Below are 11,991 nucleotides of genomic sequence, written 5' to 3'. Positions count from 1 at the left end.
TGACAAAACGAGGGAGAGGGTTTGTTCCCTCTCTCTCTTCTTTCGTTTTAAAAGCAAATGTGTTAAGCTTTTGAGTGGGTTTTGTCAATCCTAACTAGTAGTCGGAGGGAAATCCAATGAACAAAAAATCAATTCGTGACGTAGATTTAAAAGGTAAGCGTGTATTTTGCCGCGTTGATTTCAACGTACCTATGAAAGAAGGCAAAATTACAGATGAAACTCGTATCCGTGCAGCTCTTCCTACAATTCAATATTTAGTAGAGCAAGGTGCGAAAGTTATTTTAGCAAGTCACTTAGGCCGTCCAAAAGGTCAAGTAGTAGAAGAAATGCGTTTAACTCCAGTAGCAGCACGTTTAGGCGAGCTTCTTGGTAAAGACGTTAAAAAAGCGGACGAAGCATTCGGACCAGTTGCACAAGAAATGGTTGCAGCAATGAACGAAGGCGACGTATTAGTTCTTGAAAACGTACGTTTCTATGCGGGCGAAGAAAAGAACGATGCAGAACTTGCGAAAGAATTTGCAGCACTTGCTGACATCTTCGTAAACGATGCATTCGGTGCAGCTCACCGTGCTCACGCTTCTACAGCAGGTATCGCAGACTACCTACCAGCAGTATCTGGTCTATTAATGGAAAAAGAGTTAGATGTACTTGGTAAAGCACTTTCTAACCCAGAACGTCCATTTACAGCTATCATCGGTGGTGCGAAAGTAAAAGATAAAATCGGTGTAATTCGTCATCTATTAGACAAAGTAGATAACTTAATCATCGGTGGTGGACTTGCTTACACATTCGTTAAAGCTTTAGGTCATGAAATTGGTCTATCTCTATGTGAAGACGACAAGATCGAACTAGCTAAAGAATTTATGCAACTTGCAAAAGAAAAAGGCGTAAACTTCTACATGCCAGTTGATGTTGTAATCACTGAGGAATTCTCTGAAACTGCAACAACTAAAATCGTTGGTATCGACTCTATCCCTTCTAACTGGGAAGGCGTGGACATCGGTCCTAAAACACGTGAAATTTATGCAGATGTAATTAAAAATTCTAAGCTTGTTGTATGGAATGGACCAATGGGTGTATTCGAAATGACTCCATTCGCAGAAGGTACAAAAGCAGTAGGACAAGCATTAGCAGATGCAGAAGATACATACTCTGTTATCGGCGGTGGTGACTCTGCAGCAGCTGTTGAAAAATTCGGTATGGCTGATAAAATGAGCCACATTTCTACTGGCGGCGGTGCGTCATTAGAATTCATGGAAGGTAAAGAGCTTCCAGGTGTAGTTTGTCTTAACGACAAATAAGTAGCAGCCAAAGAAAAAGGACGGTGCAAAGCATGCGTAAACCAATTATCGCAGGTAACTGGAAAATGAATAAAACTCTATCAGAAGCAGTTAGCTTCGTAGAGGAAGTTAAAGGTCAAATCCCAGCAGCTTCAGCTGTTGATGCAGTAGTTTGCTCTCCAGCTCTATTCTTAGAGCGCCTTGTAGCAGCAACTGAAGGGACTGACTTACAAGTAGGTGCACAAAACATGCACTTCGAAAAAAATGGTGCATTCACTGGTGAAATTAGCCCAGTAGCACTTAGCGACTTAAAAGTTGGCTATGTAGTACTTGGCCACTCTGAGCGTCGTGAAATGTTTGCTGAAACAGATGAGTCAGTAAACAAAAAGACTATCGCAGCATTTGAACATGGTTTAACACCAATCGTATGTTGTGGTGAGACTTTAGAAGAGCGCGAAAGCGGAAAAACATTTGATCTAGTAGCAGGTCAAGTGACAAAAGCACTTGCAGGTTTAACAGAAGAGCAAGTTAAAGCAACTGTTATCGCTTATGAGCCAATCTGGGCTATCGGTACAGGTAAATCTTCTTCTTCTGCAGATGCAAACGAAGTATGTGCGCACATCCGTAAAGTTGTTGCAGAAGCTGTTTCTCCAGAAGCTGCAGAAGCTGTTCGTATCCAATACGGCGGTAGCGTAAAACCAGAAAACATTAAAGAGTATATGGCACAATCTGACATCGACGGCGCTTTAGTTGGCGGTGCTAGCTTAGAGCCTGCTTCGTTCTTAGGTCTTCTGGGGGCGGTAAAATGAGAAAGCCAACAGCTTTAATCATTCTTGACGGTTTCGGACTTCGTGAAGAAACTTACGGGAATGCTGTAGCACAAGCTAAGAAACCTAATTTTGATGGTTACTGGAACAAATTCCCTCACACAACGCTTACAGCTTGTGGCGAGGCAGTAGGTCTTCCAGAAGGTCAAATGGGTAACTCTGAGGTTGGTCACTTAAATATCGGTGCTGGCCGCGTAGTATATCAAAGCTTAACACGCGTTAACGTTGCAATTCGTGAAGGTGAGTTCGATAAGAACGAAACTTTCCAAAATGCAATTAAAAGCGTAAAAGAAAAAGGTACTGCACTTCATTTATTCGGTTTACTTTCTGACGGTGGTGTGCACAGTCACATGAACCATATGTTTGCTCTTCTTCGCCTAGCAGCAAAAGAAGGCGTGGAGAAAGTTTATATCCATGCATTCTTAGACGGCCGCGATGTTGGACCACAAACAGCAAAAGGTTATATCGATGCAACGAATGAAGTAATTAAAGAAACAGGAGTAGGACAATTCGCGACTATCTCTGGTCGTTATTACTCTATGGACCGTGACAAGCGTTGGGATCGCGTAGAAAAATGTTACAGTGCTATGGTGAATGGTGAAGGCCCTACTTATAAATCAGCAGAAGAGTGTGTAGAAGACTCTTATGCGAACGGTATCTATGATGAATTCGTATTGCCGTCTGTAATTGTTAACGAAGATAACACGCCAGTTGCAACAATCAATGATGATGATGCAGTTATCTTCTATAACTTCCGTCCAGACCGTGCAATTCAAATTGCTCGTGTATTTACAAACGAAGACTTCCGTGAGTTCGATCGTGGTGAAAAAGTACCTCACATTCCAGAATTCGTATGTATGACACACTTCAGTGAAACTGTAGATGGTTACGTGGCATTCAAGCCAATGAACCTTGATAACACTTTAGGTGAAGTTGTTGCGCAAGCGGGATTAAAGCAACTTCGCATCGCGGAAACTGAAAAGTATCCGCACGTTACATTCTTCTTTAGCGGTGGTCGTGAGGCTGAATTCCCAGGAGAAGAGCGTATCTTAATTAACTCACCGAAGGTTGCAACGTATGACTTGAAACCTGAAATGAGCATTTACGAAGTAACGGACGCTTTAGTAAATGAAATCGAAAATGATAAACATGATGTTATCATTCTTAACTTTGCGAACTGTGATATGGTTGGCCATTCTGGGATGATGGAACCAACAATTAAAGCAGTAGAAGCAACTGACGAATGTTTAGGAAAAGTTGTAGAAGCGATTCTTGCAAAAGATGGTGTAGCACTTATTACTGCTGACCATGGTAATGCTGATCAGGAGTTAACTGCTGATGGCGGTCCTATGACAGCTCATACAACTAACCCGGTTCCTTTCATCGTTACAAAAAATGATGTAGAGCTTCGTGAAGGTGGTATTTTAGGAGATATCGCTCCAACAATGCTTACACTTTTAAATGTGGAACAACCGAAAGAAATGACAGGTAAAACAATTATTAAATAATTTGCTTATATAAAAAGGAGAGAATTTATTATGTCAACAATTATTGATGTTTATGCTCGCGAAGTCCTTGACTCTCGTGGTAACCCAACTGTAGAAGTAGAAGTTTACACAGAAAGCGGCGCTTTCGGACGCGCTATCGTACCAAGTGGTGCATCTACTGGTGAGCACGAAGCAGTAGAATTACGTGACGGTGACAAATCTCGTTACCTTGGTAAAGGTGTTGTTAACGCAGTAAACAACGTTAACGAAATTATTGCTCCAGAAATCGCTGGTTTCGATGTAACTGACCAAGCTGGTATCGACCGTGCTATGATCGAATTAGATGGCACTCCAAACAAAGGTAAACTAGGCGCTAACGCTATCCTTGGTGTATCTATGGCAGTAGCTCACGCAGCAGCTGACTTCGTAGGTCTTCCATTATACCGTTACCTTGGTGGATTCAATGCAAAACAATTACCAACTCCAATGATGAACATCATCAACGGTGGTTCTCACGCTGATAACAACGTTGACTTCCAAGAGTTCATGATCTTACCAGTTGGTGCTCCAACATTCAAAGAATCAATCCGTATGGGTGCTGAAGTATTCCATGCACTTAAAGCTGTATTACATGACAAAGGTCTTAACACTGCAGTAGGTGACGAAGGTGGATTCGCTCCAAACCTTGGTTCTAACCGTGAAGCTTTAGAAGTAATCATCGAAGCTATCGAAAAAGCTGGTTACAAAGCTGGCGAGAACGTATTCTTAGGAATGGACGTTGCTTCTTCTGAGTTCTACAACAAAGAAACTGGTAAATATGACCTTGCAGGCGAAGGCCGTACTGGCTTAACTTCTGCAGAAATGGTTGATTTCTATGAAGAGCTTTGCAAAGACTTCCCAATCATCTCTATCGAAGATGGTTTAGACGAAAACGACTGGGATGGTCACAAATTATTAACTGAGCGTATCGGTGATAAAGTACAATTAGTTGGTGACGATTTATTCGTAACTAACACTCAAAAACTTGCTGAAGGTATCGAAAAAGGTATCTCTAACTCAATCTTAATTAAAGTTAACCAAATCGGTACTTTAACTGAGACTTTCGAAGCTATCGAAATGGCTAAACGTGCTGGTTACACAGCAGTTGTATCTCACCGTTCTGGTGAAACTGAAGATGCTACAATCGCTGACATCGCAGTTGCAACTAACGCTGGCCAAATCAAGACTGGTTCTATGAGCCGTACTGACCGTATTGCTAAGTACAACCAATTATTACGCATCGAAGACGAACTAGGCGAAATCGCTGTTTACGATGGTATCAAATCTTTCTATAACATCAAACGATAATTGTAGAAAATAAACGACAGACCGTGAGAAATCACGGTCTGTTTTTTTATGCTAAAATTGTTCACCCGTCATAAGTGACATGAAATGTTTGAAGAAGCGGTTATAGTCAAAATCAATTGCGATTTGATGAACCGGCCAATCAATAAATGGCTTCTGGTTCACTAGAGAGCGAAATTCCCCTATGCTTGCTCCTTGTGCAGAGGATTCTGTCATGACAACAATAGGTGATTTATGATATGTGAACATAGAGTTATCAAATAAAGCGAGTATTGGCATTGTGTCATGGAAGGGGCTCCCCTTTAAATGTGGTAGGGCGTCTTTATAATATCCGTAGTAATAATGATCAAATAACGGTTTGACAAGTGGAGCTTTTCCTTTTGCCTCAATGTATTCTGCCATTTCTGGTGTAATGATGGAGTATTGAGTGACGTTTAATGGGTATATGTACATGTTAACTGCGGATTGAAGGACTATATTAGCGGCAGTAGGATCGCCATAAAAGTTTGCTTCGGAAATAGGGGTAACATTACCAGGATGTAAAAAGGCACCGCCCATTACGTAGTAAGATTTAATTTGTTTCATTAACTGTTTGCACATGATAAACAAAATTGCTAGGGAGGTAAGTCTTCCTAAACTCACAATGATTAATTCATCTTTATACTGTTCAATAAGAGGAATGACTTCAAAAAAATTCTCCATTTCTCCGTTAGTCACATTCACCTTTGGAATAATTGGACCGAGCCCCTGTTTCCCATGTACATCCGTAAAAAACGCAGGTGGGGCACCAGTAAGGGGACGTTCTGAACCACCGAATATCTTGATATTTCTATTCTTTGTTTCGTTATTAAAAAAATGAGCATTTTCTACGGCCATTTTTTTTGGAACATTGCCGTAATCAGCAACGATACCGACGATTTCTATTTCATCGATAAAGAATGCTAAGAGGAGAGCCATCGTATCATCAATCCCAGGATCACAAAAAATGAGAACTTTTTTGGGCATATGTTCACCACCTATCTTGTTTATCCCGTACAAATCCGCTTGGTGAGGGCTAATAATCAATAAGGATAAGGGAAATCTCATTGATTAAAGTTTCACTTTATATATATGTAAGTTTAAGGATAAAAAGATTATTTTATTGAAATAATAGTATTTTAAATTCAGAAAATAAAAACTTTTTATATTAGGTCAAGGTTTTTGACGTAATTTTCATTTGAAAATGCAGTCATATCAAGGTTGTAAGCGTATAACATAGGCTGTTTTTGCTGTCAAGTTGATAAATTGCAGCTTTTTACAATTTATACTATGATAAAGATATTAACAGAAGATCGTATAAACATGAGGGATGATGAACATGAAATTTACAAAGATTCTTGTCCAAATTGCTGCTCTTTACGTGTTTTATATGGTTGGAACTTGGGTGCAAGAAATGTTAAATATTCCGATTCCAGGAAGTTTGATTGGAATGTTCCTCTTACTTGTTTTACTTAGCCTAAAAGTTCTTCCAGTGAAATGGTTCGATTTAGGAGCAGAAACACTCGTTGCTATTATGCCGTTTTTATTAATTCCGCCGACGCTTGGCCTAATGAATTACGGTGCTTTTTTTATGAGTAAAGGAATTTCTCTTTTCATTACAGTTGTAGCGAGTACATTTTTAATTATTATTGTCGCAGGACATACAGGACAATATCTTGCGAATAGGAAGGAAAGAGAGTCGCGATGAGCCAAATATTAATCGGAATCGGTTGGGTTCTTTTTACGGTGCTATTATATCAATTATCTAAAAAAATCTATAAATTATTTCCAACACCATTCACCATTCCAATGCTTGTAGCAACTGGATTAATGGCTTTCCTATTTATCGTGCTTGATATACCATATCAACATTATATGGAAAGTGGTGGTGGCTGGATTGCAAAGCTACTTGGACCCGGTGTTGTAGCATTTGCAATTCCTCTTTATAAACAACGTCATGTTCTGCAAAAATATGTTGTACCGATTGCTGGTGGGGTATTAGTAGGTACAACAGTTGCAATCGCTAGTGATTTTGCGATTGCTTCACTTATGGGAACAGATAAAAGCTTAATCTTATCGTCTTTACCAAAATCGGTGACAATGCCAGTTGCGATGAGTGTTTCAGAACAAGTTGGTGGTGTACCTTCCTTAACAGCAGCTTTCGTTGTTATCGCAGGTATTACTGGAACGATTACAGGACCCCTTTTATTAAAATGGAGCCGTGTTACAAACTCAGTTGGTAAAGGTATCGGATTTGGATGTGCTTCTCATATTATGGGTGTTATGAGAGCGATGAAAAATAACGAACATGAAGGTGTTATTGGATCGGTAACAATGACATTAACAGCAATTTTGACATGTTTACTTGGACCGTTATTTGCGATGATGTTTATGTAATAGAAGAAAAGCGAGAGCGCCTCTATAGCTCTCGCTTTTCTATAGAATTTATGCTACAGTTACAATAACTGAATCTTTGTAGGAGGTACGCCAAGTGCATACGTTATTATCAGTTTTACTTATTATTGTATCGATTTTAATGATTGTTATGGTACTTATGCAATCTAGTAATAGCTCAGGCCTTTCAGGTGCAATTTCAGGCGGTGCGGAGCAATTATTTGGTAAGCAAAAGGCACGTGGAATTGAAGCGGTATTAAACCGTATTACAATTGTTTTAGCTGTATTGTTCTTTGTATTAACAATTGGTGTTACGTACTTCAATTTATAGAATTGAAAGAAGAAGCGTTAGTGAATGGTACTAATGGTTCTTCTTTTTTTGTTTTGTCATTTGAAAGATGTTTCTAATTAGATTATAGAAATACAAATATGGTACACTAGATATAGAAAGAATACGACTAGATTACAGAAGAGAAAGAGGAGAAATACATGATGAAATTAGCATCTCCGAAACCATTTACATTTGAGGGTGGAGACCGCGCTGTTTTATTACTACATGGATTCACAGGGAACTCAGCTGATGTACGTATGTTAGGGCGTTTCTTAGAAAAGAAGGGCTATACTTGTCATGCGCCAATTTATAAAGGGCACGGTGTACCACCAGAAGAGCTTGTTCATACAGGGCCTACAGATTGGTGGCAAGATGTAACGGAGGCATATCAGCTTTTAAAAGATAAAGGTTTTGAGAAAATTGCTGTTGTTGGATTGTCACTTGGCGGCGTATTTTCTTTAAAATTAGGTTATACAGTACCGGTTTTAGGTGTAGTACCAATGTGTGCACCGATGTATATTAAGAGCGAAGAAACGATGTACCAAGGTATATTGGCATATGCCCGCGAATATAAAAAACGTGAGCAAAAATCACCTGAACAAATTGAACAAGAAATGTTGGAATTCCAAAAGACACCGATGAATACATTAAAAGCATTACAACAATTAATTGCTGACGTACGTAACAATGTGGATATGATTTATGCACCAACATTTGTTGTACAAGCACGTCATGACGAAATGATTAATACAGATAGTGCTAACATTATTTATAACGGTGTAGAATCTACGTTAAAAGACATTAAATGGTATGAAGACTCTACGCATGTCATTACACTTGATAAACAACGTGACGAGCTACATGAGGATGTATATAACTTCTTGGAGCAACTAGATTGGTAAGATCTAGTTGCCTCTTTTTTTCATAAGGAATTTTTTGTGAAAACTGTAAAAATCATAAGGGGAGTATTGAAGTTTCACTTTATACATCCCCTATCTTTCGGATACACTAAATAATATAAGGTTTTAAAGGAGGTATTTTTGCTTGGAAGAAATCATACAAGAACATATTGATAAGTTGTTATTATTTATGAGAGAAGAAGCGTATAAACCGCTAACGATACAAGAGTTAGAAGAGGCATTTGGAATTGAAGGTTCTGAGGGTTTTAAAGATTTTGTAAAGGCACTTGTAACGATGGAAGAGAAGGGACTTGTTATTCGTACACGTAGCAACCGTTACGGTCTTCCTGAAAAGATGAATTTAGTACGCGGTAAATTAATTGGACATGCACGTGGTTTTGCATTCGTTGTACCAGACGAGAAGAAAACAGGAGACGATGATCTTTTCATCCCGCCTACAGAATTAAACGGTGCACTTCATGGCGATACAGTATTAGCACGCCTTAGTTCTCAATCAAGCGGTTCACGTCAAGAAGGTTCAATTGTACGCATTTTAGAGCGTGGAACGAAAGAACTAGTTGGTACATATACAGAATCGAAAAACTTTGGATTCGTTATACCTGACAATAAGCGTTGGACGAGTGATATCTTTATCTTGAAAAGCGCATCAATGGGTGCTGTAGAAGGTCATAAAGTAGTTGTGAAAATTACGAGCTATCCAGAGAATCGTTTAAGTGCAGAAGGTGAAGTTATTCAAATTCTAGGTCATAAAAATGATCCAGGAGTAGATATTTTATCTGTCATTCATAAACATCATTTACCTTTAGCATTCCCTGAGGAAGTGATGGAGCATGCAAACAGTGTACCAGAAACGATTTCAGAAGAAGATTTAAAAGATCGCCGCGACCTGCGTGATCAAATGATCGTAACGATTGATGGTGCAGATGCGAAAGATTTAGATGATGCTGTTACAGTAACGAAGCTTGAGAACGGTAACTACAAGCTAGGCGTTCACATTGCGGATGTAAGTCATTACGTTCAAGAAGGCTCTCCAATTGATGTTGAAGCAGCGGAAAGAGCGACAAGTGTGTATCTTGTTGACCGTGTAATCCCGATGATTCCACATCGTCTATCTAACGGTATTTGTTCATTAAATCCGAAAGTAGACCGTCTGACATTATCTTGTGAAATGGAAATCAACAACTTAGGTGATGTTGTTAAACACGAGATTTTCCAAAGTGTGATTAAAACGACAGAGCGTATGACGTATGCTGACGTAAGAAGCATTTTAGAAGATGAGGACGAAGAGTTAATTAAGCGTTATGAGCCGCTCGTACCGATGTTTAAAGAGATGGGTCAATTGGCACAAATTTTACGTGAAAAACGTATGCGCCGTGGTGCAATTGACTTTGACTTTAAAGAAGCGAAAGTATTAGTAGATGAAGAAGGAAAACCGACAGACGTTGTCATGCGCGATCGTTCTGTATCAGAGAAGTTAATTGAAGAATTTATGCTTGTTGCGAATGAAACAGTAGCAGAGCACTTCCACTGGATGAACGTACCGTTTATGTACCGTGTCCATGAAGATCCGAAAGAAGATAAGCTTGAGCGTTTCTTCGAGTTTGTAACGAACTTCGGATATGCGGTAAAAGGACGTGCGAATGAAGTGCACCCTCGTGCGCTGCAACAAATACTTGAAATGGTTCAAGGACAGCCAGAAGAAGTAGTTATTTCAACAGTTATGCTTCGTTCTATGAAGCAAGCTCGTTACGATGCGGATAGTTTAGGACATTTCGGTTTATCAACTGAGTTCTACACACATTTCACATCACCAATTCGTCGTTACCCAGATACAATCGTTCATAGATTAATTCGTGAATACATTATTAATGGTAAAGTCGACAACGAAACGCAAGCAAAATGGCGTGAAAAATTACCTGAGATTGCAGAGCACTCTTCTAATATGGAACGCCGTGCTGTTGAAGCAGAGCGTGAAACAGATGAGATGAAAAAAGCAGAGTATATGGTTGATAAGATCGGTGAAGAGTATGACGGTATGATTAGCTCTGTAACAAACTTCGGTTTATTCGTAGAGCTTCCAAATACAATTGAAGGTCTTGTACACGTTAGCTACTTAACGGATGATTACTACCGTTATGACGAGCAACATTTCGCTATGATCGGAGAACGTACAGGAAACGTATTCCGCATCGGTGACGAAATTACAATTCGCGTTATTAACGTAAACAAAGACGAGCGTGCAATCGACTTTGAAATCGTTGGCATGAAAGGCACACCTCGCCGTAAGTTCAAAGATCGTCCAGTCGTTATCGAGCAGCCAAGAACAGGCAGAAAGAAACGCGGTGGACGTAGCGAGCGCAGTAATGAGCGCGGCGGTGAACGTGGCACAGGTAGAAAATTTGACCGTGGTGGTAAAGGAAAAGGAAGAGGATCTGCATCCGCATCCGCTTCTGCTAGCCAGCCAGGAAAAAAAGATGGTAACGGTAAGAAGAAAAAAGCATTCTTCGAAAACGTACCAGGATTCAAGAAGAAAAAGAAAAAGCGTAAGTAAGAAAAGAGTGGCTTCGCTTTGATGAAAAGCGGGGCCTTTTCTTTTTTCTTCGTGGCTTAAGAGCGAGCCACTTTCGCTTTTTAATGGAATCTAGCTACAGTGGCTAGAATCTGTTGGCCATTTCACTCCCTCGGACGAAGCAAAAAGCGCTTCTCTGTCGGGAGTTCCAATGTCCAAAGATTCTGAGCGAGCCACTTTCGCTTTTTATTAACATTTGTTACAATAGTAAAAATAGAGGAGGGACGTTATATGCCAAAGGGTACAGGTAAGGTTATTGCACAAAATAAAAAAGCATTTCATGATTATTTCATCGAAGAAACATACGAAGCAGGGCTTGTCCTTCAAGGAACGGAAATTAAGTCGATTCGCGCTGGACGCGTAAACTTGAAAGATGCGTTTGCACGTGTACATAATGGTGAAGTATGGGTTCATAATATGCACATTAATACGTACGAACAAGGGAATCGTTTCAACCATGATCCACTTCGTACTAGAAAATTACTTCTGCATAAAAAAGAAATTGATAAACTAGCGGGCGCTGCGAAAGAAACAGGTTACGCATTAGTTCCACTTAGAATTTATTTGAAAAATGGATTTGCAAAAATGGCACTTGGTTTAGCAAAAGGTAAGAAACAATACGATAAACGTCACGATTTAAAAGAGAAAGAAGCTAAACGTGAAATTGCACGCGCGTTCCGTGATCGCCAAAAGATGTAATACAGATATTTACATTTGTAAAATGGAGCTCGTATGTTATAATAACTTATGTAAGGTTGTTGCACATTGAAAAACAGCTCTTAGTAGCTATCACGATATTTTCTTCGTATGCTCCATTTTTA

The 11,991-nt window shown here is 39.6% G+C and carries 11 protein-coding genes; 10 read left to right on the top strand and 1 reads right to left on the bottom strand.

Features of this window, described 5'->3' with window-relative positions; all coding sequences use genetic code 11:
* Positions 1–116 precede the first annotated feature (116 nt).
* The 4 genes from NST86_RS26100 to eno are packed head-to-tail and all read left to right on the top strand — an operon-like array spanning position 117 to position 4,941.
* Positions 117–1,301, top strand: coding sequence for a phosphoglycerate kinase (locus NST86_RS26100; RefSeq protein ID WP_001036350.1), 1,185 nt, complete (start codon positions 117–119; stop codon positions 1,299–1,301).
* A 32-nt stretch (positions 1,302–1,333) separates the two neighbouring features.
* Positions 1,334–2,089 carry a triose-phosphate isomerase gene (tpiA, locus tag NST86_RS26095; RefSeq protein ID WP_001231038.1) on the top strand — a complete coding sequence of 252 codons (756 nt, stop codon included), beginning with the start codon at positions 1,334–1,336 and terminating at the stop codon, positions 2,087–2,089.
* Positions 2,086–3,615, top strand: coding sequence for a 2,3-bisphosphoglycerate-independent phosphoglycerate mutase (gpmI, locus tag NST86_RS26090; protein WP_001231158.1), 1,530 nt, complete (start codon positions 2,086–2,088; stop codon positions 3,613–3,615). Before tpiA ends, gpmI begins: the two co-directional genes overlap by 4 nt.
* 30 nt (positions 3,616–3,645) lie before the next feature.
* Positions 3,646–4,941: a phosphopyruvate hydratase gene (eno, locus tag NST86_RS26085; protein WP_000103951.1), complete on the top strand. Its 1,296-nt coding sequence runs from the start codon at positions 3,646–3,648 to the stop codon at positions 4,939–4,941.
* A gap of 51 nt (positions 4,942–4,992) precedes the next feature.
* On the opposite strand, the gene NST86_RS26080 is transcribed toward eno, so the two are convergent.
* Positions 4,993–5,943, bottom strand: coding sequence for a nucleoside hydrolase (locus NST86_RS26080; protein WP_001125050.1), 951 nt, complete (start codon positions 5,941–5,943; stop codon positions 4,993–4,995).
* Positions 5,944–6,295: 352 nt separating this feature from the next.
* Here NST86_RS26080 and NST86_RS26075 point away from each other — a divergent pair, with 352 nt between their 5' ends.
* The 6 genes from NST86_RS26075 (at position 6,296) to smpB (ending at position 11,869) form a co-directional block, all read left to right on the top strand.
* Positions 6,296–6,664 carry a CidA/LrgA family holin-like protein gene (locus tag NST86_RS26075; RefSeq protein ID WP_000673222.1) on the top strand — a complete coding sequence of 123 codons (369 nt, stop codon included), beginning with the start codon at positions 6,296–6,298 and terminating at the stop codon, positions 6,662–6,664.
* Positions 6,661–7,353 carry an LrgB family protein gene (locus tag NST86_RS26070; RefSeq protein WP_000078304.1) on the top strand — a complete coding sequence of 231 codons (693 nt, stop codon included), beginning with the start codon at positions 6,661–6,663 and terminating at the stop codon, positions 7,351–7,353. Before NST86_RS26075 ends, NST86_RS26070 begins: the two co-directional genes overlap by 4 nt.
* Before the next feature lie 94 nt (positions 7,354–7,447).
* Positions 7,448–7,681, top strand: a complete 234-nt coding sequence (gene secG / locus NST86_RS26065) for a preprotein translocase subunit SecG (RefSeq protein WP_000557264.1) — start codon at positions 7,448–7,450, stop codon at positions 7,679–7,681.
* A gap of 161 nt (positions 7,682–7,842) precedes the next feature.
* Positions 7,843–8,583 (top strand): carboxylesterase, encoded by a 741-nt coding sequence (gene estA / locus NST86_RS26060; protein ID WP_000761986.1) that lies wholly within the window; start codon positions 7,843–7,845, stop codon positions 8,581–8,583.
* Between the two features lie 142 nt (positions 8,584–8,725).
* Positions 8,726–11,152: a ribonuclease R gene (gene rnr / locus NST86_RS26055; RefSeq protein WP_000391096.1), complete on the top strand. Its 2,427-nt coding sequence runs from the start codon at positions 8,726–8,728 to the stop codon at positions 11,150–11,152.
* A gap of 249 nt (positions 11,153–11,401) precedes the next feature.
* Positions 11,402–11,869: an SsrA-binding protein gene (smpB, locus tag NST86_RS26050; protein WP_001123919.1), complete on the top strand. Its 468-nt coding sequence runs from the start codon at positions 11,402–11,404 to the stop codon at positions 11,867–11,869.
* Positions 11,870–11,991 lie beyond the last annotated feature (122 nt).

Source organism: Bacillus sp. FSL L8-0199, from assembly GCF_038005705.1.
GTDB classification, from domain to species: domain Bacteria; phylum Bacillota; class Bacilli; order Bacillales; family Bacillaceae_G; genus Bacillus_A; species Bacillus_A cereus.
This window is presented reverse-complemented; position numbering and strand designations above follow the sequence as displayed.

Excerpts from the sequence above, each read along its gene's own strand:
- NST86_RS26100 (WP_001036350.1), top strand. The coding sequence starts at position 117 with ATGAACAAAAAATCAATTCGTGACGTAGATTTAAAAGGTAAGCGTGTA.
- tpiA (WP_001231038.1), top strand. The coding sequence starts at position 1,334 with ATGCGTAAACCAATTATCGCAGGTAACTGGAAAATGAATAAAACTCTA.
- NST86_RS26080 (WP_001125050.1), bottom strand. The coding sequence starts at position 5,943 with ATGCCCAAAAAAGTTCTCATTTTTTGTGATCCTGGGATTGATGATACG.
- smpB (WP_001123919.1), top strand. The coding sequence starts at position 11,402 with ATGCCAAAGGGTACAGGTAAGGTTATTGCACAAAATAAAAAAGCATTT.
- estA (WP_000761986.1), top strand. The coding sequence starts at position 7,843 with ATGAAATTAGCATCTCCGAAACCATTTACATTTGAGGGTGGAGACCGC.
- gpmI (WP_001231158.1), top strand. The coding sequence starts at position 2,086 with ATGAGAAAGCCAACAGCTTTAATCATTCTTGACGGTTTCGGACTTCGT.
- NST86_RS26075 (WP_000673222.1), top strand. The coding sequence starts at position 6,296 with ATGAAATTTACAAAGATTCTTGTCCAAATTGCTGCTCTTTACGTGTTT.
- NST86_RS26070 (WP_000078304.1), top strand. The coding sequence starts at position 6,661 with ATGAGCCAAATATTAATCGGAATCGGTTGGGTTCTTTTTACGGTGCTA.
- eno (WP_000103951.1), top strand. The coding sequence starts at position 3,646 with ATGTCAACAATTATTGATGTTTATGCTCGCGAAGTCCTTGACTCTCGT.